The organism is Paracoccus denitrificans, assembly GCF_900100045.1.
Lineage (GTDB): Bacteria > Pseudomonadota > Alphaproteobacteria > Rhodobacterales > Rhodobacteraceae > Paracoccus > Paracoccus denitrificans.
Genome location: NZ_FNEA01000024.1, coordinates 14,823 through 35,625, shown reverse-complemented (window position 1 = coordinate 35,625; position 20,803 = coordinate 14,823). Strand labels below are relative to the sequence as shown.

The 20,803-nt window shown below is 67.5% G+C and carries 21 protein-coding genes; 10 read left to right on the top strand and 11 right to left on the bottom strand.

Annotated features, from left to right (window positions below):
• The first annotated feature begins 16 nt into the window (after nucleotides 1-16).
• Nucleotides 17-571: a TlpA disulfide reductase family protein gene (locus BLT64_RS19045; protein WP_041529924.1), complete on the top strand. Its 555-nt coding sequence runs from the start codon at nucleotides 17-19 to the stop codon at nucleotides 569-571.
• On the opposite strand, the gene BLT64_RS19040 is transcribed toward BLT64_RS19045, so the two are convergent.
• Nucleotides 549-1,124: a DNA-3-methyladenine glycosylase I gene (locus BLT64_RS19040; protein WP_175474416.1), complete on the bottom strand. Its 576-nt coding sequence runs from the start codon at nucleotides 1,122-1,124 to the stop codon at nucleotides 549-551. The genes BLT64_RS19045 and BLT64_RS19040 overlap by 23 nt on opposite strands.
• Before the next feature lie 101 nt (nucleotides 1,125-1,225).
• On the opposite strand from BLT64_RS19040, the gene BLT64_RS19035 reads away from it, so the two are divergent.
• From BLT64_RS19035 to BLT64_RS19025, 3 genes are all read left to right on the top strand, one after another.
• Nucleotides 1,226-2,053, top strand: a complete 828-nt coding sequence (locus tag BLT64_RS19035) for an EAL domain-containing protein (RefSeq protein WP_011748314.1) — start codon at nucleotides 1,226-1,228, stop codon at nucleotides 2,051-2,053.
• Between the two features lie 253 nt (nucleotides 2,054-2,306).
• A complete protein-coding gene (locus BLT64_RS19030; protein WP_011748315.1) occupies nucleotides 2,307-3,482 on the top strand; it encodes an acetyl-CoA C-acetyltransferase in 1,176 nt (391 codons plus the stop codon).
• 86 nt (nucleotides 3,483-3,568) lie between these two features.
• Nucleotides 3,569-4,294 (top strand): beta-ketoacyl-ACP reductase, encoded by a 726-nt coding sequence (locus BLT64_RS19025; protein WP_011748316.1) that lies wholly within the window; start codon nucleotides 3,569-3,571, stop codon nucleotides 4,292-4,294.
• A gap of 98 nt (nucleotides 4,295-4,392) precedes the next feature.
• On the opposite strand, the gene BLT64_RS19020 is transcribed toward BLT64_RS19025, so the two are convergent.
• The 3 genes from BLT64_RS19020 to BLT64_RS19010 are packed head-to-tail and all read right to left on the bottom strand — an operon-like array spanning nucleotide 4,393 to nucleotide 5,579.
• Nucleotides 4,393-4,557, bottom strand: a complete 165-nt coding sequence (locus BLT64_RS19020; RefSeq protein WP_074810587.1) for a YdcH family protein — start codon at nucleotides 4,555-4,557, stop codon at nucleotides 4,393-4,395.
• Between the two features lie 58 nt (nucleotides 4,558-4,615).
• Nucleotides 4,616-5,374 (bottom strand): tRNA1(Val) (adenine(37)-N6)-methyltransferase, encoded by a 759-nt coding sequence (locus BLT64_RS19015; protein ID WP_011748318.1) that lies wholly within the window; start codon nucleotides 5,372-5,374, stop codon nucleotides 4,616-4,618.
• On the bottom strand, nucleotides 5,367-5,579 hold the full coding sequence (locus BLT64_RS19010; protein WP_010398258.1) for a putative signal transducing protein: 213 nt from the start codon (nucleotides 5,577-5,579) through the stop codon (nucleotides 5,367-5,369). Before BLT64_RS19010 ends, BLT64_RS19015 begins: the two co-directional genes overlap by 8 nt.
• A 75-nt stretch (nucleotides 5,580-5,654) precedes the next feature.
• Here BLT64_RS19010 and BLT64_RS19005 point away from each other — a divergent pair, with 75 nt between their 5' ends.
• A complete protein-coding gene (locus BLT64_RS19005; protein WP_011748319.1) occupies nucleotides 5,655-6,656 on the top strand; it encodes a polyprenyl synthetase family protein in 1,002 nt (333 codons plus the stop codon).
• Between the two features lie 102 nt (nucleotides 6,657-6,758).
• Here BLT64_RS19005 and BLT64_RS19000 read toward each other — a convergent pair whose 3' ends face one another.
• The gene (locus BLT64_RS19000) at nucleotides 6,759-8,207 is read right to left on the bottom strand and encodes an ammonium transporter (protein WP_011748320.1); all 1,449 of its coding nucleotides are present in this window, start codon (nucleotides 8,205-8,207) and stop codon (nucleotides 6,759-6,761) included.
• A gap of 256 nt (nucleotides 8,208-8,463) precedes the next feature.
• Between BLT64_RS19000 and BLT64_RS18995 the strand changes: the two genes are divergently transcribed.
• Complete coding sequence (locus BLT64_RS18995; RefSeq protein ID WP_011748321.1) at nucleotides 8,464-10,794, top strand: transglycosylase domain-containing protein; 2,331 nt, start codon at nucleotides 8,464-8,466, stop codon at nucleotides 10,792-10,794.
• Nucleotides 10,795-10,846: 52 nt separating this feature from the next.
• Here BLT64_RS18995 and BLT64_RS18990 read toward each other — a convergent pair whose 3' ends face one another.
• Complete coding sequence (locus BLT64_RS18990; protein WP_041529926.1) at nucleotides 10,847-11,443, bottom strand: MlaC/ttg2D family ABC transporter substrate-binding protein; 597 nt, start codon at nucleotides 11,441-11,443, stop codon at nucleotides 10,847-10,849.
• Nucleotides 11,433-12,158 (bottom strand): MlaA family lipoprotein, encoded by a 726-nt coding sequence (locus tag BLT64_RS18985; protein WP_011748323.1) that lies wholly within the window; start codon nucleotides 12,156-12,158, stop codon nucleotides 11,433-11,435. The genes BLT64_RS18990 and BLT64_RS18985 overlap by 11 nt, the downstream gene beginning before the upstream one ends.
• Nucleotides 12,159-12,318: 160 nt before the next feature.
• On the opposite strand from BLT64_RS18985, the gene BLT64_RS18980 reads away from it, so the two are divergent.
• Both BLT64_RS18980 and BLT64_RS18975 read left to right on the top strand, forming a co-directional pair.
• Nucleotides 12,319-14,061: a type I secretion system permease/ATPase gene (locus BLT64_RS18980; protein ID WP_011748324.1), complete on the top strand. Its 1,743-nt coding sequence runs from the start codon at nucleotides 12,319-12,321 to the stop codon at nucleotides 14,059-14,061.
• Nucleotides 14,058-15,491 (top strand): HlyD family type I secretion periplasmic adaptor subunit, encoded by a 1,434-nt coding sequence (locus tag BLT64_RS18975; protein ID WP_011748325.1) that lies wholly within the window; start codon nucleotides 14,058-14,060, stop codon nucleotides 15,489-15,491. The genes BLT64_RS18980 and BLT64_RS18975 overlap by 4 nt, the downstream gene beginning before the upstream one ends.
• Before the next feature lie 398 nt (nucleotides 15,492-15,889).
• Here BLT64_RS18975 and argF read toward each other — a convergent pair whose 3' ends face one another.
• From argF to BLT64_RS18955, 4 genes are all read right to left on the bottom strand, one after another.
• The gene (gene argF / locus BLT64_RS18970; protein ID WP_011748327.1) at nucleotides 15,890-16,816 is read right to left on the bottom strand and encodes an ornithine carbamoyltransferase; all 927 of its coding nucleotides are present in this window, start codon (nucleotides 16,814-16,816) and stop codon (nucleotides 15,890-15,892) included.
• A gap of 97 nt (nucleotides 16,817-16,913) precedes the next feature.
• Nucleotides 16,914-17,390, bottom strand: a complete 477-nt coding sequence (locus BLT64_RS18965; protein ID WP_011748328.1) for a GNAT family N-acetyltransferase — start codon at nucleotides 17,388-17,390, stop codon at nucleotides 16,914-16,916.
• Nucleotides 17,383-18,555: an aspartate aminotransferase family protein gene (locus BLT64_RS18960; protein WP_011748329.1), complete on the bottom strand. Its 1,173-nt coding sequence runs from the start codon at nucleotides 18,553-18,555 to the stop codon at nucleotides 17,383-17,385. Before BLT64_RS18960 ends, BLT64_RS18965 begins: the two co-directional genes overlap by 8 nt.
• A 173-nt stretch (nucleotides 18,556-18,728) precedes the next feature.
• The gene (locus tag BLT64_RS18955) at nucleotides 18,729-19,550 is read right to left on the bottom strand and encodes an ABC transporter permease (protein WP_011748330.1); all 822 of its coding nucleotides are present in this window, start codon (nucleotides 19,548-19,550) and stop codon (nucleotides 18,729-18,731) included.
• A gap of 131 nt (nucleotides 19,551-19,681) precedes the next feature.
• On the opposite strand from BLT64_RS18955, the gene BLT64_RS18950 reads away from it, so the two are divergent.
• Both BLT64_RS18950 and BLT64_RS18945 read left to right on the top strand, forming a co-directional pair.
• The gene (locus tag BLT64_RS18950) at nucleotides 19,682-20,287 is read left to right on the top strand and encodes a GcrA family cell cycle regulator (protein ID WP_011748331.1); all 606 of its coding nucleotides are present in this window, start codon (nucleotides 19,682-19,684) and stop codon (nucleotides 20,285-20,287) included.
• Entirely contained in the window at nucleotides 20,288-20,731 is a 444-nt protein-coding gene (locus BLT64_RS18945) for an NUDIX hydrolase (RefSeq protein ID WP_011748332.1), read from the top strand.
• Nucleotides 20,732-20,803: the final 72 nt, after the last annotated feature.

The following is a 20,803-nucleotide window of genomic DNA, read 5'->3' as shown; positions in this document are numbered from 1 at the left end:
TCCTTCGGGGGGTGGAATGCGTTGGCTGGTTCTTTATACGGCGCTGCTGATCGGTGCAAATGCGGGTTTCGGCCCGGCAATTGCCGTGGAAATCGACTGGCAGGCCGCCCATGACGGCGGGCTGGCCAAGCTGGCGCCGACCGATCCGACCCCGGTGCCCGCGACCGCCTTCACCGACCCCGAGGGCGGCACGCACAGCCTGGCCGACTGGCAGGGCAAGGTGGTGCTGCTGAACTTCTGGGCGACCTGGTGCGCCCCCTGCCGCGAGGAAATGCCCTCGCTCGACGCGCTGCAGGCCGAGATGGGCGGCGAGGATTTCGAGGTCGTGGCCATCGCCGCCGGCCACAACCCGCCCCCGGCGGTCAGGAAGTTCCTCGACGAAGAGGGCATCACCCACCTGCCCGTGCATCTCGACCCGCGCCAGCAACTTGCGCGCGAGATGGGGGTCATGGGCATGCCGGTGACCGTGCTGATCGACCGCGAGGGCAACGAGATCGCCCGGCTGATCGGCGGCGCCGACTGGTCCTCGGAGGCGGCCAAGGAACTGGTCAGGCAGGCGACAGCGCCTTGACGCGGGCGTGGGCCGGGCAATGGGTCATGTGGTCGTTGACCAGCCCGCAGGCCTGCATGAAGGCATAGGTGATCACCGGGCCGCAGAAATTGAAGCCGCGCTTTTTCAACGCCTTGGCCATGGCTTCGGATGCCGGGGTCTTGGCCGGAACCTGGTTCATGCTGGCGAACTCGTTCTGGATCGGCCGGCCGCCGACAAAGGACCAAATGAAGGGCGAAAACCCTTCGCCCCCCTCGATCTCCAGGAACAGCCGGGCGCCCTTGACGGTGGCCTCGATCTTGCCGCGATGGCGGACGATGCCCGGGGTTTGCAGGGCACGCGCGATCTCGGCCTCGCCCCAGGCCGCGACGCGCTCGGGCTCGAACCCCTCGAAGGTCTCGCGAAAGGCATCGCGCTTGCGCAGGATGGTGATCCAGCTGAGGCCGGCCTGAAAGCCGTCCAGCACCAGCTTTTCCCAAAGCGCGCGCGCATCGTATTCCGGCACGCCCCATTCCTGGTCGTGATAGGCGACATAAAGCGGGTCGGAGCCGCACCAGGCGCAGCGTTCGGTCATATCGGGCAAGGGTCGGTTAACCTCGAGTCGAGAAAGCGGGTCCAGTTTACGCGATCTTAGAACATGATCGCCAGAGTGCCGCCAGTGACAGGAGGCTTGGCATGACCGACAATATCGATTCGCGACTGGAAATGGGCTCTCCGCTGGATTTCGCCGTCGATCGGCAGTCGCGGGTGACGATGACCGCGGTTCGGGGCGCGGTATCGCGCGGCAACGCAGTGCTGGCCTATCAGCCGGTGGTGCAGGCGGATCGCCCCGACCACGCCGCCTTCCACGAAGGACTGATCCGAATCATCGACGAAACCGGGCGCATCGTGCCGCTGCGCGACTTTCTGCCGCTGGCCGAGACCACCGAACTGGGCCGGCAGATCGACTGCCTTTCGCTGTCGCTGGGCCTGAAATCGCTGGCCGAGGAACCCTCGCTCAGGCTTTCGATCAACATGTCGGCGCGTTCGATCGGCTATCCGGCCTGGCTGCGCATCCTGCGCGAAGGCATCGCCGCGGACGACAGCATCGCCGAGCGGCTGATCCTGGAAATCACCGAAAGCTCGGCCATGGGCATGCCCGACCTGGTGGGACGATTCATGCAGGAGTTGCAGGCCCAGGGCGTCAGCTTCGCGCTGGACGACTTCGGCGCGGGCTATACCTCGTTCCGCTATCTGCGCGATTTCTGCTTCGACATGATCAAGATCGACGGCCAGTTCGTCCGCGACATCGCCACCCAGCGCGACAACCAGGTGCTGGCGCGGGCCCTGCAATCCATCGCGCATCATTTCGACATGTTCACGGTGGCGGAATCGGTCGAGACGGCGGATGACGCCGCGTTCCTGATCGACATGGGAATCGACTGCCTGCAAGGCTATTATTTCGGCGCGCCGACCATCATGCCGCCGTGGAAATCGCCCAGTTCGGCCGCCCGACGCGGCTGAGCGCGTCTCGCCCGGCGGTAGAATCGCCTCGGCCTTTCCGGCGGCCATGCCCGATACCGCCCCGCGGCAATATCGCGGTAACCTGGGAATTGCCCGACCGACCGACCGGCCTGCGCGAGCCCATGCGCAAACCCCATGGCTGCACCCGCGATCCGGGGCATCGCACCGTCAAGTCCGCTTGACCTCGGGTAACGAAACGGCAAACAGTCGTCCTGTAACCGATACTTTCGGACATCTGGGAAGGAGCCCCGCCATGACCAAAGCCGTAATCGTCTCTGCCGCCCGCACACCCGTCGGAAGCTTCCTGGGATCCTTTGCGAACCTGCCGGCGCATGAGCTGGGCGCCATCGTCCTGAAAGCCCTCGTCGAGCGGGCCGGCATCGATCCTTCCGAAGTGTCCGAAACCATCCTGGGCCAGGTGCTGACCGCCGGCCAGGGCCAGAACCCCGGCCGCCAGGCGCATATCAAGGCGGGCTATCCGCAGGAATCGGCCGCCTGGGTGATCAACCAGGTCTGCGGCTCGGGCCTGCGCTCGGTGGCGCTGGCTGCGCAGCAGGTGCTCTTGGGCGATGCCACCGTGGTCGCGGCGGGCGGCCAGGAATCCATGTCGCTGGCACCCCATGCCGCCTATATCCGCTCGGGGCAGAAGATGGGCGACATGAAGATGCTCGACACCATGATCAAGGACGGGCTCTGGGACGCCTTCCACGACTATCACATGGGCACCACGGCCGAGAACGTCGCCGGGAAATGGGGCATCACCCGGGCGGAGCAGGACGAATTCGCGGTCGCCTCGCAGAACAAGGCCGAGGCCGCGCAGAAGGCCGGGAAGTTCGCCGACGAGATCGTGCCGGTCACGATCAAGGGCCGCAAGGGCGACACCGTGGTCGATGCCGACGAATATGTCCGCCACGGCGCCACGCTGGAGGCGATGGAAAAGCTGCGCCCCGCCTTCAGCAAGGACGGCACGGTCACCGCCGCCAACGCCTCGGGCCTGAACGACGGCGCCGCCGCCGTGCTGGTGATGACCGAGGACGAGGCCGCCCGCCGCGGCCTGACCCCGCTGGCCCGCATCGCCTCCTATGCGACCGCCGGCGTCGATCCGCAGATCATGGGCTCGGGCCCGATCCCGGCCAGCCGCAGGGCGTTGGAAAAGGCCGGCTGGTCGGTGGGCGACCTGAACCTGGTCGAGGCGAACGAAGCCTTTGCCGCCCAGGCCATCGCCGTCAACCGCGACATGGGCTGGGACCCCTCGATCGTGAACGTGAACGGCGGCGCCATCGCGATCGGCCATCCGATCGGCGCCTCGGGCTGCCGCATCCTGAACACGCTGCTGTTCGAAATGCAGCGCCGCGACGCGAAAAAGGGCCTTGCCACGCTGTGCATCGGCGGCGGCATGGGCGTCGCCCTGTGCCTTGAACGCCCCTGATCGAAAAAGGTGCGCGCAACTATCTTGCGCGCACTCGCCCGGTTCGGTAACACAATTTCAAGACCATTTTTAGAGGGGGACGAGAAATGGCAAAAGTGGCCCTTGTGACCGGCGGCTCGCGCGGCATCGGCGCAGCGATCTCGAAGGCGCTGAAAGAGGCAGGCTACACCGTCGCGGCGAACTATGCCGGCAACGACGATGCAGCCCGCGCCTTTACCGAGGAAACCGGCATCAAGACCTATAAATGGTCGGTGGCGGATTACGACGCCTGCGCGGCGGGCATCAAGCAGGTCGAGGAGGAACTGGGCCCCATCGCCGTGCTGGTCAACAATGCCGGCATCACCCGCGACGCGATGTTCCACAAGATGACGCCGCAGCAGTGGAAAGAGGTGATCGACACCAACCTGACCGGGCTTTTCAACATGACCCATCCGGTCTGGTCCGGCATGCGCGACCGCAAATACGGCCGCATCGTCAACATCAGCTCGATTAATGGCCAGAAGGGCCAGGCCGGCCAGGCGAACTATTCGGCGGCCAAGGCAGGCGATCTGGGCTTTACCAAGGCGCTGGCCCAGGAAGGCGCGCGCGCCGGCATCACCGTGAACGCGATCTGCCCGGGCTATATCGGCACCGAGATGGTCCGCGCCATCGACGAGAAGGTGCTGAACGAACGCATCATCCCCCAGATCCCGGTCGGCCGCCTGGGCGAGCCCGAAGAGATCGCGCGTTGCGTCGTCTTCCTGGCCTCGGACGATGCCGGCTTCATCACCGGATCGACCATCAGCGCGAACGGCGGCCAGTTCTTCGTCTGATCCGCCACCCCTGACATGCAACGGCCCGCGAGATCTCGCGGGCCGTTTCTCATTCCATGGGTTGGCCTTCGGGCGGGACGGGCCCGCCCGCGTCGCAGTCAATGCGACAGGCGCGTGATCTCTTCCTTGAGGCGAAGTTTTTCCTTCTTCATCTGGGCGATGGTGAGGTCATCCGTGCCGGGGCTGCGATGTGCGGCCTCGATGGCGCTCGAAAGTGACTGATGTTTACGGCGAAGCTCCTGCACATGGGATTCAACCGACATTCCGTCCTCCTCTTGGATTGATCGAACCAAGGGATTGCAGCACAGATTTGTCACATTGTCACCGAAAATTCGGGGGCCCGAGCGAAAGTGCCGCACCCCCGCGCAAAACCGCCTGCGCGGCTTCTGTCAGGTCCTCCCGATCGGCCGAATGTGACGGTTTTGCATGCATGACAAAGGGGGATAGCAGGCGCAGCGGCGCCCGCGCACCCTTGCGGGCGCAGACGATGACGCGACCCGCTTCGCGCCCTTCGCGCGCCGTCACTGGCAGGATTGTGATCGCCCCGGCCGGGACCGAAAGCGCGGCCAGAATCGCCCCCAGCCGGTCGGCGCGCTGGATCAGCGTGATCCAGCCGCCCGGCCGCAACCGGCGCAGCCCGGCCTCGATCCACAGCGGCAGCGGGGTCACCTCGTGCCGGGCGCGGCCACGCCCCTCATCGGGCGCCGGCGAGCCGCCGATGAAATAGGGCGGATTGGCGATGACGTGGTCGAAGCTCTGTTCGCGCAGGGCGGCAGGCATCCGGGCCAGATCGCCCTGATGCAGTTCCGCCGCGATCGCATTGGTCGCGGCATTCTGCCGCGCCAGTTCGGCATAGGAGGGTTGCAGTTCCAGCCCCGCCAGCCGCAGGCCCGGCACCCGCGCGCCCAGGCAAAGCATCGCCACCCCTGCCCCGCAGCCCAGTTCCAGCACCGATTCACCCGTCCGTGCCGGGCAGGCGGCGGCCAGCATCACCGCATCGGCCCCGGCGCGATAGCCGCGCGCGGGCTGGAGGATGCGCAGGCGGCCGCCGAGGAATCCGTCCTCGCGCAGCTCAGTCATGATGGATGCGATTGTCCCGCAGGATGGCCCGCGCCATGAACAGGTCGCGATCCGCCACCATCAGCCGGCGCGGCAGGATGCCCAACGAGCCTTCCAGCACGCTCATGTGCTGGTCCAGCGGAAAGGACTGGATGCCCTCGGCCGCCAGCAGGTCGGCGGCGCGGGTGATGAGAAGCGGGTCAGTGGTGCGCAGAAGCTCTTTCATGGCACGGGAAAGTTACGCGGCTGTTGCGCATGTGTCCATGGCATGGCAATGGCTTGCGGCGAAAGGGGATCGCTGATGGGCATGAACGAAAACGTCTCCAAGCCGCTCGACCGGCTGTCGGCCGAACTCGCCGGGGATATGGACCGGGTCAACGCGCTGATCCGCGAACGCATGGCCAGCCGCCACGCCCCCCGCATTCCCGAGGTCACCGCGCATCTGGTCGAGGCCGGCGGCAAGCGGCTGCGGCCGATGCTGGTGCTGGCCGCCGCGCGGCTTTGCGGCTATGCGGGCGAAAGCCACATCCTGCTGGCCGCGGCGGTCGAGTTCATCCATACCGCGACGCTCTTGCATGACGACGTGGTCGATGAAAGCCAGCAGCGGCGCGGCCGGCCGACGGCCAACCTGCTATGGGACAACAAGTCCAGCGTGCTGGTCGGCGATTACCTGTTCGCGCGCAGCTTCCAGTTGATGGCGGACACGGAAAGCATGCAGGTCATGCGCATCCTGGCCAATGCCAGCGCCACCATCGCCGAGGGCGAGGTGCTGCAGCTGACCGCCGCGCAGGATGTCTCGACCACCGAGGACACCTATATCCAGATCGTGCGCGGCAAGACGGCGGCGCTGTTCTCGGCCGCGACCGAGGCGGGCGCGGTAGTGGCCGGCGCCGACCCGGCGGTGCAGCGGGCGCTGTTCGACTATGGCGACGCCTTGGGGATCGCCTTCCAGATCGTGGACGACCTGCTGGATTACGGCGGCTCGACCAGCAGCATCGGCAAGAATGTCGGCGACGATTTCCGAGAGCGCAAGCTGACGCTGCCGGTGATCAAGGCCATCGCCCGCGCCGATGAGGTCGAGCGCGCCTTCTGGGAACGGACCATCGGCCAGGGCCAGCAGGACGAAGCCGACCTGGCCACCGCGCTGGAGATCCTGCGCCGCCGCGAGGCGCTGGAGGCCGCCCGCGCCGATGCCATCGCCTGGGCCCAGCGCGCCAAGGCGGCGCTGCAAGCCGCACCCGACCAGCCCTTGCGCAGGATCCTGGCGGATCTGGCGGATTTCGTCGTCTCGCGCCTGTCCTGATCGCCAGGCCCCGCGCAACGCCAAGCCCCGCGCAACGCCAGACCCCACCTAACGAAAAAGCCCGGCGCGAAGCCGGGCTTTTCCTTTGCCTGAAGCTCTGCCTCAGTTGTTATAGGCGCTCTCGCCATGGGTGGTGACGTCCAGGCCCTGCCGCTCGTCATTGCCCGAGACGCGCAGGCCGATCACCGCCTTGACGATCATCAGCGCGATGAACGAGACCACGGCCGACCAGGTCACCGCGACGATCACGCCCAGCGTCTGGGTCATCACCTGCCCGGCAATGTCGTAGCCGGCCACGACCGATTCGGTCGCATAGTCGTAGAGGCCCGAGCCACCCAGCGACGGCGCCGCGAAGACGCCGGTCAGGATGGCGCCGACGATGCCGCCGATGCCGTGGATGCCGAACACGTCCAGGCTTTCGTCCACGCCCAGCTTGGCCTTCAGGCTGACGACGAACCACATGCACAGGAAGCCGGCGGCCAGACCGATGACGATGGCACCCATCGGACCGACGAAACCGGCGGCGGGCGTGATGCCGACAAGACCGGCGATGGCCCCCGAGACCCCGCCCAGAAGCGAGGGATGGCCGCGGAACAGCCACTCGCCAAAGGCCCAGGCCAGCGCGGCGGCGGCGGTGGCGACGGTGGTGTTCAGGATCGCCATGGCGGCGGTGCCGGTGGCCTCCATGTTCGAGCCGGCGTTGAAGCCGAACCAGCCGATCCACAGCAGGCAGCCGCCCAGGAAGGTAAAGGGCAGGTTGTGCGGCGCCATCAGTTCCTTGCCGTAGCCAAGGCGCGGGCCGACGACCAGCGCGGCGACCAGACCGGCGACGCCGGCGTTGATATGGATGACCGTGCCGCCGGCAAAGTCCAGGTCGCCGTGGCCGAACAGGAAGCCGCCGGGCGCGTCGAAGGCGCTGGGACCGCCCCACCACCAGACCATATGCGCCATCGGCAGATAGGAGAAGAAGAACCAGATCACCACGAAGGCCAGCACGGCGGCGAATTTCATCCGCTCGACCGTGGCGCCGACGATCAGCGCCGGCGCGATGCAGGCGAAGGCCATCTGGAAGATGATGAAGACATATTCCGGCACATAGACATTGGTGGTGAAGGTCTCGGCCAGCGACGAGCTGTCGACGCCCGCCAGGAACGCCTTGGAGAAGCCGCCGATGAAGGGCGTGAGCCAGGTCGCCTCCTCGGCCGAACCGGCGCCGGTGAAGGCCAGCGAATAGCCGAAGCAGACCCACAGGATCGACATGATGCAGAAGATGGTAAAGACCTGCATCAGCACCGAAAGCATGTTCCTGGCGCGCACCAGCCCGCCATAGAACAGCGCCAGCCCCGGGATGGACATGGCCATGACCAGGATGGCCGAAATCATCATCCAGGTCGTGTCGCCCTTGTCGACGATGGGCGCAACAGCCTCGACGACGGCTTCGATGGTTGCCGCCGGGGCTTCGGCATCCTGCGCCAGGACCGGCATCGCCAGCCCGATCAGCGGGAGGGCGAGCGCCGGGATCATGGGTTTGATCGCGGTAGGTCTCATCATGTTTCCTGCACCTTCTTTCTGCGTTGCAGCAGTTCCATGTCCCGGCCAGAAAACCCGCCGCCCCCGCCCGGGCACAAGGTTTGTGCAGCTTTCGGCCGAGCCCGCCCCTCGTCTGCCCGAAATAAGGGCAGCGATGCCGGGCTTTGCGCCATGTCGCGGCAGTTCACTGATAGGTCATCTGTGTTCTCAAGCCCCGGGGTTTGCTGTATGTTGCGCGCCAACGGGCCGGAGCAATCGGCCGGGCAGGAAAGCAGGCATGAAGAAACCGACCGGCACGGGCCGCATTGTCGCGGACAAGCGCAATTTCGACCAAGCCCCTCAGAAAAGGCAGAAACAATCCGGCGGAGCGCCCGGCAAGCCGCCCCGGCGACCGCGGCGCGGCAATGTCGTGACCCGGGGAATCGCGGGATTCGTCTCGCTGGTCTGGCGGGTGATCTGGGGTTCGGTCTGGCGGCTGGGGCTGACGGTGGCGCTGATTCTCTTTGCCGCCAGCTTCTATTACTACACGACGCTGCCCGAACCTTCGGCGCTTTTCGACGGCCGTGCCCGCGGTTCGGTCACCATGCTGGACGCCGAGGGCCGGGTTTTCGCCTGGCGCGGCGAAACTTTCGGCATGGTCAGCGCCGACAAGATCGCGCCGGTGCTGAAGGATGCAGTGGTCGCGACCGAGGACAAGCGCTTCTATCGCCACCTGGGCGTGGACCCGCGCGGCATCGCCAGCGCCGTCAAGATCAACATGGCAGCCGGCCGCGGTCCGCTGGAGGGCAACGGCGGCTCGACCATCACCCAGCAGGTGGCCAAGCTCCTGTGCCTGGGCGAGACCTTCGACCCGATCCGCTGGAAATCCGAGGCCGATTTCGAGGCGGAATGCCGCAAGTCCTCGATCTGGCGCAAGGTCAAGGAAGTGCCCTATGCGCTGGCGATGGAGGCGAAATACTCCAAGCAGGACATCCTGAACATCTATATGAACCGCTCCTATCTGGGTGCGGGCGCGCGCGGCTTCGAGGCGGCGGCGCAGCGCTATTTCGACAAGTCGGCGGCCGATGTGAACGCCGCCGAGGCCGCGATGCTGGCCGGCCTGCTCAAGGCGCCCAGCTATTTCGCACCGACCTCGAACCTGCAGCGCGCGCAGGACCGGGCCACGGTGATCCTGGGGCTGATGCATGAGCAGGGCTATCTGGACGACAAGCAATTCGCCGAGGCCAAGACGCAGCCGGCAGCGCTGTCCAGGGCGGCAGCGGCGCGGGCGGGCGGCTATTTCGCCGATTGGGTGATGGAATCCGGCCCCGGCTTCCTGACCAGCGAGACGACCGAGGATGTCACCATCACCACCACGTTCGACCAGCGCGTGCAGCGCGCCGCCGAACGGGCGCTGAAGCGCATCTTCGACGAGAAGGTCGCGCCCGGCTCCAAGGCGCAGGCGGCGGTGGTGGTGATGTCGCCGGACGGCGCGGTGCGGGCGATGATCGGCGGGCGCGACAATACCGCGACCGGCACCTTCAACCGCGCCACCCAGGCCAAGCGGCAGACCGGCTCCAGCTTCAAGCCCTTCGTCTATGCCGCCGCGCTGGACCAGGGCTACAGCCCGAACGACACGGTGCTGGACGCGCCGCTGACCATCAACGTGCGCGGCTCGGGGCCGTGGTCGCCGCAGAACTATACCCGCCGCTATTCGGGCGAGGTGACGCTGACCCGCGCGCTGTCGCAATCGCTGAACACCGCGACGATCCGCCTGCAAGAGATCGCCGGCCGCGACGCGGTGCGCCGCGTGGCGCAGGATTTCGGCTTTGCCAGCGACCTGGCCAGCGGCCCCTCGCTGGGGCTGGGCGTGTCGGAATCGACGCTGCTGGCCATGACCGGCGCCTATGCCGGCATCCGCAACGGCGGCACCGCCGTCAGCCCCTACGGTCTGGTCGAATTGCGCATCAAGGGCGACGATCAGGCGCTGATCGGCCAGGCGGGCGGCATGGGCCTGCGCGTGATCTCGCAAAAGGCGGCCGGAGAGTTGATCGGCATGATGCAGCAGGTGATCGAGCGCGGTACCGGCACCCGCGCGAAACTGTCGGGTCGTCCGGCGGCGGGCAAGACCGGCACCACCTCCAGCTATCGCGACGCCTGGTTCATCGGTTTCACCGGGCAATACGTCACCGGCGTCTGGATGGGCTACGACGACAACACGCCGCTCAAGGGCGTGACCGGCGGCGGGCTGCCGGCCGAGATCTGGCAGGCCGTGATGGCCGAGATCCACGACGGCCTGCCGGTCGAGACGCTGGGCAATTTCGCCTTCGACCCCGACAGCGCCGTGCCGCAGGTGGTCAGCACCGGCGGCGATGGCGCGGCCGATCCGCTGGCCGCCGCGCTTTCCGAGGCGCTCGGCCAACCCTCGCCGCAGGGCCAGGGCCAGGCACAGCCCGCGCCCTCCGAGGGGCAGTCCCTGCCCGATCCAGGCGTACAGACGCCCGGCGGCCCGCCCGCCTTCCCGGCCGAGACCGTGACCAGCGGGCCCGAGGCCGAGATGCCGCCGCCCGACGCCGACGATGCGCTGACCCAGGCGTTGCGAGGCATCGAAGGGGTCTATCAGCAATAGAACAAGGCCGGTCCCGCGGGGCCGGCCTTTCCTTTGACGCGGGGTGTGTCCTTCAGCCCGCCTGTTGCAGATCCGCCGTCAGCGCCGCCAGATCACCCTTGCGCCGCGCCAGCATCGCCCCGATCTCGGCGCGCTCCGACGCGAGCATGTTCACCCCCTCGATGATGATGTTGAAATAGCGGCTTTCCCCGGACTTGTCCGAGACATGCCACTCGACCTCCATCGGGCTGCGCCCCTTGAGATAGGCGACCGAGGTCACGGCAAAGAAGGATTTCACCGGCTTTGCGCCCGTCACCTCGATCTTCGAGCCGATGAATTCGCGGAAGCGCTTGCCGTATTTGCGGCCGATATAGCCCTGGAACGCCTGGCGATAGGCGGCGAACTCGGCCGCACCGGCCTGGCGCGCAGCCGGCCCCAGCGCCGAGCGGGCGATGATCTCCACATCCGCATAGCGCGCGAAGATCGCCTCGAAGGCGCGATACATCTGCGGCGCGGGCTGGCCGGAATTAATCACGGCATAGACCTCGGCCAGGGATTGTTCGATCAGCGACCGCGCCTCGCCGGTATCCAGCGCCCAGGCAGGCCGGGCGGCGACCGCCAGCCCCGCACCGATCAGGGCCAGGAACCCGCGGCGGGTGTCATTCGGCATAAGGGTCAATGTGTTCTCCTTCCTCGCCCAGTTCATGGCGGCGATGCTGCAGCCAGATCAGCCGCGTCTGGGCATAACTATCGGCGCTTTCGTGCAGGATGGAATCGACGGAATCGCCGAAACGGCCCCGCTCACCGGCTTTTGAGGCGACGCGCGCGCCCATGCCGATCAGATATTGGTCGCGGTTCAGCCAGCCGCGCATCGGATCGATGACCAGATCGACGACACGGCCCACCGCATCGCGCTGGGTCGAGGGGCCGATCAGCGGCAGTTCCAGATAGGGGCCCTCACCCACCCCCCAGGTGGCAAGCGTCTGGCCGAAATCCGTATCCTCCTCGGGCAGGGCGAAATCGCTGCCGGCCGGGTCCAGGAAACCCGCGAGACCCAGCGTCGTATTGACCAGAAAGCGCAGGGTGCTGCGCGCGGCCGGCCCCGGCTTGCCCTGCAGCAGGTGGTTCACCACCTTGCCCGGCTGCGCCAGGTTCGAGCCGAAATTGCCGACCGCACCGACGGCATGGCTGCCGACGCCGTTCCCGCCCGACATGCCCGAGCCCAACGGCTTGACCACGCGCGCATCAAGCCCGCGATTGAAGGCGTGGACCTTGCGATTCATCGGCTCATAGGGATCGTTGATGCCGTCGTCGCCGCGATCCGCCGAACAGGCCGCCAGCATCGCGGCCGCGACAAGAAGAATGGGAAAGTTCCACGCAGGCAAGCTTTTGATAACCTTCTGTAGCTAGGACTTGTCGAACCGGCGGCGATTCGCCCCGGCGAAGGGGCGGGATGGCGAGCGGACTGTTTCACGACCGCGCTTTGGGATATGCGCTGGGACGATTCCGGGCAAGCCCGGTCAGGTTGACGAGGAAGGAACCGGCATGGCCTTGCCGCCGATGCGACATGACGGCCAACGCGAACTGAAATCCGCGCGAGGCATGGCCTGGCAGCTTTATGCCATGGTCGGCCTGTTTTCGTTCGCGGTGAACCTGCTGATGCTGACCGGGCCGCTCTTCATGATGCAGGTCTATGACCGCGTGCTGGCCAGCCGCTCGGTCGAGACGCTGACGGCCCTGTTCCTGCTGGTCGTCTTCCTGTTCGCGCTGATGGGGGTGATCGACCTGGCGCGCAACCGCGTCATGGCCCGCATCGCCGCCCGCTTCCAGGAACGGATGGAGGGGCGCGTCTTTACCGCCGCGCTGCAGGACGGCCAGGCCGCCGGCTCGGACCTCGTGGTGCGCGGCGGCATGCGCGACCTCGAGGCGGTGCAGCGGCTGATCGCCTCGCCGGTGCTGATGGCGCTGTTCGACCTGCCCTGGGCGCCATTCTTCCTGGCAGCGGTCTTCATCTTCCACCCGATTCTGGGCGCGGTGGCGACGGCGGGCATGGCGGTCCTGGTCGTGGCGACGCTCATGAACCAATGGCTCAGCCGCGACATGCTGCAACAGGCTGCCATCGCCGGCCAGTCGGCCGAGCGCATGTCCGACCTCTATCGCGACGAAGGCGAACTGATCGGCTCGCTCGGCATGCGGGCGGCGGCCTTCCGGCGCTGGCAGGCGACGCGCGATGCCGCGACGGCGGCGACGATGCGCGCCAACGACCGCTCCACCGGCTTTACCGTATTCTCCCGCACCTTCCGGCTGTTTCTGCAAAGCGCGCTGCTGGCCGCCGGCGCCTGGCTGGTGCTGCGCCAAGAGGTGACGCCGGGCGCCATGATCGCCTCTTCGATCCTGATGGGCCGGGCACTGGCCCCGGTCGAGCAGGTGGTGGGCGGCTGGTCCATCGTCCAGCGCGCCCAGGACGGCTGGAAGCGGCTGGTCGAACTGCTCTCGCGCCGCCCGCCGCTGGCGCAGCGCACGCCCCTGCCCCGGCCCGAGGCTCAGCTTGAAGTCCGCAACCTGACCGTCGTGCCCCCCGGCCAGGGGGCGGCGGTGCTGCGCGGCGTCAGCTTCGACCTTGGCCCCGGGCAGGCGCTGGGGGTGATCGGGCCTTCGGGCGCCGGCAAGACCACGCTGGCGCGGGCGCTGATCGCGGCATGGCCCGTGGCCTCGGGCTCGATCCGGCTGGGCGGCGCGACGCTGGACCAATACGACCCGGATGCGCTGGGAGGGCTGATCGGCTATCTGCCGCAGCAGGTGACGCTGTTCGACGGCACCATCGCCGAAAATATCGCCCGCCTCGCCCCCGAGCCCGATCCGCAGCGCGTCGTCGCCGCGGCCATGGCGGCTGCCGCGCATCGCATGATCCTGGACCTGCCGCAGGGCTACGACACCCGCGTCAGCCAGACCGGCGGACAGCTTTCCGGCGGACAGATCCAGCGTATCGGCCTGGCCCGCGCGCTTTACGCCGATCCGGTGATCTTCGTCCTGGACGAACCGAATTCGAACCTGGACAACGAGGGATCGACGGCCCTGAACGTGGCGATCCGCACCATCAAGGCGCGCGGCGGCGCGGTCATCATCATGGCCCATCGTCCCGCGGCGATCACCGAATGCGAATTGCTGCTGGTGCTGGACCAGGGCCTGCGCCGCGCCTTCGGCCCGCGCGACGAGGTGCTGAAATCGCTGGTCAGGAACGCCGACCAGATTACCCGCGCCCAGGGCCATGGCGGAGGCGTGACATGACCGATCCCAACCAGCTTGGCCGCGCGCCGGTCGAAAGAATGCCCGCCCAGCCGGCCGGCAAGCCCGCCGGGCACCCGCCGCATTTCCACCCCCAGCCGCTCCAGTCCACCACGGCACAACCCGCACCTTCGCCTCAGCGCCCCGAATGGTCGGCGCGCGGTCCGGTCATCCTGGGGCTCGTGGCGATGCTGGTTCTGATCGGCGGCTTCGGGCTCTGGTCGCTGACCGCGCGCATCTCGGGCGCCGTCGTCGCCTCCGGCCAGGTCGAGGTCGAGCAGCGCCGCCAGGTCGTGCAGCATCCCGATGGCGGGGTCGTGGCCGAGATCCTGATTCATGACGGCGAAAGCGTGACGGCGGGCCAGCCGCTGATCCGGCTGGACGGCGCGCTTCTGAACACGGAACTCGCCATCGTCGAGGGGCAGTATTTCGAGATCCTCGCCCGCCGCGGCCGGCTCGAGGCCGAGCGCGCCGACGGCAAGGAAATCGCCTTCCCGCAGGAACTGATCAAGGCCGCCTCAAGCCGCCCCGAGCTTCAGGCGCTGGTGGACGGCCAGTCCAGCCTGTTCCTGGCCCGGCTCGACACGCTCGAACAATCGCTCGGCCAGTTGGCCAAGCAGGCCGAACAGGTGCAATCCCAGATCGGCGGCGTCGATGCGCAGACGCGGGCGCTGGAGCAGCAGCGCGAGTTCATCTCGCAGGAGCTGCGCGACCAGCGGTCGCTTCTGGAAAAGGGGCTGGCCCAGGCGCCGCGCGTGCTGGCGCTGGAGCGCGAGGCGGCGCGGCTCGACGGACTTCTGGGCGAGGCGACGGCATCCCGCGCCCGCGCCGTGACGCAACTGGCCGAAATCGACCTGTCGCGGCTGGAAAAGACCGCGACCCGCCGCGAAGCCGCCGAAACCGAGCTGCGCGAACTGGGCTATCGCGAGCTGGAGCTGGCCGAGCGCCGCCGTTCACTGATCGAACGCATCACCCGGCTCGAAATCCGCGCCCCGGTCTCGGGCGTGGTCCAGGAATTGCAGATCACCACGCCGCGCTCGGTGATTCGCCCGGCCGATCCGATCATGTTCATCATCCCCCAGGACCGGCCGCTGGTGGTCGCCGCCCGCATCGCCACCATCAATATCGACGAGGTTCACCCCGGGCAGGAGGTGGTGCTGCGCTTCTCGTCCTTCTCGTCGCGCACCACGCCGGAAATCGACGGAGTGCTCAGCCGCGTCTCGCCCGATACGCTGATCGACCAGGCCACGCATGCACCCTATTACCGGGCCGAAGTGACGATTCCCCCCGCCGAGGTCGAAAAGCTCAAGGGGTTGGACCTGGTGCCCGGCATGCCGGTCGAAGTCTATGTCCAGACCGGCCAGCGCAGCCCGATGGCCTATCTGGTCAAGCCGCTCTCGGATTATTTCACCCGCGCCTTCCGCGAGGATTGAGAGGGCGGGAGGGGTGCGGCCACGCCGGAATTGCAGGATGCGGCGCGGCGTTCCCCTGCCGGGAACCGACGCAACGTCGGCGGCAGGGAACGAACCGCGCATGATCCTGGCGCATGCCAAATCCGGCGGCGTGATCCGGGTGCGGCCAACCGTGCATCCCCCGGCATGGTCACGGGCAAGCAGCCGCACGAACAAGGGCGCCCTTGCCGCCTGAACCCGGGCCGATCGCGCTGCTCTAACAGGCTGCTGAAAAAGGATTTTGAGAGGACGGCGCGGCGGAAATCGTTCTAGATCCAGCGAAGATCGGCCTGAAAAATGAGGCACCTGGGGTCGATTTGAGGCGGATTTCTCGGTTCCCCGCCCGCGTTGTCCTGTCGCACGACTTTTTCAGCAGCCTGCTAAAGGCCAAGGCACCAGCGCATGATGGCCTTTTGCGCATGCAGCCGGTTCTCGGCCTCGTCGAAGATGACCGAGTTCGGACCGTCCATCACCGCGCTGGTCGCCTCGTCGTCGCGATGCGCGGGCAGGCAATGCATGAACAGCGCATCGGGCTTGGCATGGGCCATCAGCGCCTCGTTCACCTGATAAGGGCGCAGCTGGTTGTGCCGCCGCTCGCGCGCAGACTGCGGGTCGTGCATCGAGACCCAGGTATCGGTCACCACCAAGTCGGCGCCCTCGACCGCCTTCGCCGGATCGCGTTCGATCACCGCCTGCACGCCCTGGGCGCGGGCGAAATCCAGCGCCTCGCGCTCGGGGTCCAGCGTCGGCGGGCCGGTAAAGGTGAAGTCATAGCCGAATTGCCCGGCCGCATGGATCATCGAGCAGCAGACATTGTTGCCATCGCCCGACCAGACCACCTTCTTGCCGGCGATGGGGCCGCGATGCTCCTCGAAGGTCATCACGTCGGCCATGACCTGACAGGGATGGGTGCGGTTCGTCAGCCCATTGATGACCGGAACGCTGGCATATTCCGCCATTTCCAGCAGCGTCGCCTCTTCGAAGGTGCGGATCATGATCAGGTCGACATAGCGCGACAGCACCCGGGCGGTATCGGCGATGGTCTCGCCATGGCCCAGTTGCATCTCCTTGCCCGACAGCACCATGGTTTGCCCGCCCATCTGCCGCACGCCCAGATCGAAGCTGACGCGGGTCCGGGTCGAGGGCTTTTCGAAGATCAGCGCCACCATGCGGTTCTTGAGCGGCAGGTCGGCGTCGGGCGTGCCCTTGGGCTGGCCGCTGCGCGCATCCTTCATCCGGCGTGCGGAATCGATCATGCCGCGCAGATCGGACCGGTCGGTGTTGTGGATGTCGAGGAAACTGTTCATTTGTCACTGTCTTTCGGATTGATCTGGCAAGCAAGCCGCTTTGCCGAAGGGAGGTCAAGGCCAAAGGCCCCGCGTCGCCGCGGAATTCGACATCCCCTCATCGGTGCCGCGTCATGACGCGCGCCAGGGTTCCGTCCTCGGAGGGACGCAACTCCTCACCCCGAAAACCGGCCTTTTCATAGGCGCGAACGGCGCGCAGGTTGTCGGGCTCGGGGTCGATGACCAAGATCGGCGCCTCTGCCAGCAGCGTGTCGGCCAGGGCGCGCAGCCAAAGCCCGCCATGGCCGAAGCCGCCGGGCCCGGAAAAGCAGTCGATCGCCAGCGCCTCGGCCGGCAGGTCGGCAAAATGCGGTGCGCCCCAGTGATGCGCCGGATAGAATTGCGCATAGGCGATGGGCGCGCCGTCCATCAGCGCCAGCCATTGCCGCATGGCCGGCTCGTCCAGGTCCTCCTCGATCCCGGCCAGCTCCTTCTCGGCCCCGCGCCACCAGCGCGCGACCTCGGCCTGACGCAGCCAATCCGCCAGCATGGGCAGATCGGCGCGCGTGACCGGCCGGAAGCCGAACCTATCCATCGACCCTTCCGGCCGCCCGGTCCAGCCGGACGACCGCCTCGGCGATCTCCTCATCCGAGATGGTGAGCGGCGGCAGCAGGCGCAGCGTGTCGTCCGCCGCGGCCACGGTCAGGATATGCTCGTCGTAGCCGGCCTTGACCAGTTCGCCCGGCGCGACCTTGCATTTCAGGCCCAGCATCAACCCCTGTCCGCGCACGTAGTCGAAGACATCGGGATGCGCGGCCACCAGCCCCTCCAGCTTCTGCCGGAACAGCGCGGCCTTGCGGTTCACCTCGGCCAGGAACTCGGGCGCCGCGACGATCTGCATCACCTTGGCGCCGACAGCGCAGGCCAGCGGATTGCCGCCATAGGTCGAGCCATGCGTGCCGGCGGCCATGCCGGCGGCCGCCCTTTCCGTCGCCAGCACCGCGCCCAGCGGGAAGCCGCCGCCGATGCCCTTGGCGATCATCATGATGTCGGGGGTGATGCCGGCATATTCATGCGCGAACAGCTTGCCGGTGCGGCCCATGCCCGACTGCACCTCGTCCAGCACCAGCAGCGTGCCGGTCTGGTCGCAAAGCTGGCGGATCGCTGCCAGGTCGGCGTCGGACAGCGGGCGGATGCCGCCCTCGCCCTGCACGGGCTCCAGCATGACGGCGGCAGTGCGGTCCGAAATCGCGGCCTTCAGCGCCTCCATGTCGCCCCAGGGCAGCTGGCGGAAGCCCGGCATCAGCGGACCGAAGCCCTTGACCATCTTTTCCGAACCCGCCGCCGCGATGGCGCCGGTCGAGCGGCCGTGGAAGGCGCCCTCGAAGGTCAGGATCTCGTAGCGGTCGGGATCGCCCGCGTCGTGCCAGTATTTGCGCACCATCTTGATCGCCAGCTCCGCGGCCTCGGTGCCGGAATTGGTGATGAAGGCGGTATCGGCGAAAGTATGCTCGACCAGCAGGTCCGCCAGCCTCTCCTGCTCGGGGATCTGGTAGAGGTTCGAGACATGCCAGATCCGGTTCGCCTGCTCGGTCAGGGTGGCGACCAGCTCGGGGTTGGCGTGACCCAGCGCGTTCACGGCAATGCCGGCGCCCAGGTCCAGGTATCGCGTCCCGTCCGTCGCGATGGCCCAGGTGCCCTCGCCCCGCTCAAAGGCGATGGGAGCGCGGTTATAGGTCGGCAGGACGTGCGAAATCATGGAGTTACCCTCTCTGGGAACGGCCGCTTGGCGGCACCATGGCTGACGGAAAGGCGGTAAGGCAGGCGGGATCGGACGTTGAAGGCGTCAACGTCGGGGACGGGCGATATGGGCGGTCCGAACGATCATGTCCCGTCGCATAGCGCGGAAGCGTGCGCCGTGCAACGGGGTTTTCATGGCTTCATGCGATAGCCCGAGGCCAGCCAGCGCCATGCCGTGAACAGCACCAGCGCCACCGTCAGCGCGCAGACCGCCAGCCCGCGCAGCACCGGCGCATCCGAGACGCCGGCGATGCCGTAGCGCGCACCGTCGATCAGGTAGAAGATCGGGTTCCAATGCGCCAGCACCCGGAACGGCTCGGGCAGCGCCTCGACCGAATAGAAGGTGCCCGACAGGAAGGACAGCGGCGTCACGATGAAATTGGTGATGACCGCCATCTGGTCGAATTTCTGCGCCACGATCGCGGCCAGCAGCCCCAGCCCGCCCATCAGCAAGGCGCCCAGCACGATGAATGTCAGCGCCCAGAGCGGATGCGCCACCCCCTGCCCGATGACCAGCGCCATGCCGGCGGCTATGGCGGCGCCGACGATCAGCGCGCGGGTCACCGCGCCGATCAGATAGCCGGCCAGGATCTCGCCCGCCGAAAGCGGCGGCATCAGCGTATCGACGATGTTGCCCTGCATCTTGGCCGAGATGATGCTGGAGGAGGTGTTGGCGAAAGCGTTCTGGATCACCGTCATCATCAGGATGCCCGGGCCGAGAAAGGCCAGGTAGGGCAGGCCCATCACCTCGCCCCGGTTTTGCCCCAGCGCAAGCGCAAAGACGATCACGAACAGCGCCGAGGTCATCAGCGGCGCAAAGATGGTCTGCTGCCACACGCTCATGAAGCGCATGATCTCGCGACGGCTGAGCGTATAAAGGCCCAGCCAGTTCACCCGGCCAAAGCGGCGCACCCCCATCTGGCGAAATCCGGGGCGGGACTGGATCGGCTGCATCGGGGCTCCTTGAATTTGCGGGCTCGGATGGGTAAATCTGGCTATCCCCGGATTTAAGGCCGGGTCTTGCGGAATTGAAGCCACTAGCACGAAGAGCGCCGGGACGCATCCCGGTGCAGGAAAGGCAAACCATGTCCTGGACCGACGAGCGCGTCGAGACGTTGAAACGCATGTGGGCCGAAGGCCAGTCGGCCAGCCAGATCGCCAAGGAGCTGGGCGGCGTGACCCGCAACGCAGTGATCGGCAAGGTCCACCGCCTGGGCCTGTCGAATCGCACCGAGGACGGCGCGGACCCCGCGCCCGAACCCGTCGCGAAACCCGCCGTCGCCGCGGCGGCACCCGAGCCCAAGCCCGTCCCCGCCCCGGCGCCCGCCCCCGTGCCCAAGCCCGCCGCTGCGGCCGCCCCTGCGCCGGAACCGGCGCCCGAGCCGGCACCGCAGCCGGCAAGCTTCAACCGCCGTCCCATCGTGCCGGCCGGCCAGCCGCTGCCGCCGCAGCCTTCGGCCAACGAGATCAGCCCCGAGGCGCTGGCCTCGGTGCGCGAGGTCGAGAAGCGCGCCCGCAAGCTGACGCTGATGGAACTGACCGAGCGCACCTGCAAATGGCCCATCGGCGACCCGGCGACCGACAAGTTCTGGTTCTGCGGCCTGCCCTCGATGCCCGGCAAACCCTATTGCGAGGCCCATGTCGGCGTGGCCTTCCAGCCGATGAGCTCGCGCCGGGACCGCAGGCGCTAGGTGCCCCGCTTTCCCCGGCTCGCGGCGCTGGCCGTCACGCTGGACGGCGCAGGCGACATGGCCCGCGCGCTGCTGGTGCAGCGCCGCAACCCGCCCGATGCGGGGCTCTGGGGTTTCCCCGGCGGCCATGTCGAGCCGGGCGAGACCGCGCTTGACGCGGCAGCGCGCGAACTGGCCGAGGAAACCGGCGTCGTCGGCCGGCCACGCGCCTATCTGGACAATATCGACGTGATCGAGCGCGGCGCGGATGGCGCGCTGCGCTTTCATTTCCTGCTGGCGGCGGTGCTGTGCGACCATGTCGCGGGCGAGCCGGTGGCGGCGGACGATGCGCTGGACGCGCGCTGGGTTACGGTCGCGGACATCCTGGCCGGACGCCTGCCACTCAGCGCCAGCGTGCCCGATGTCATCCGCAAGGCGCTGGCCTGCCGGGAGGCGGCCTGCTGATCCTCTGGTCGGGTGGCGCGTCCGGGGCGCGGCGAAAACCGCCCGAACCGCTGGCCTTCGCCGCCCGTGCTG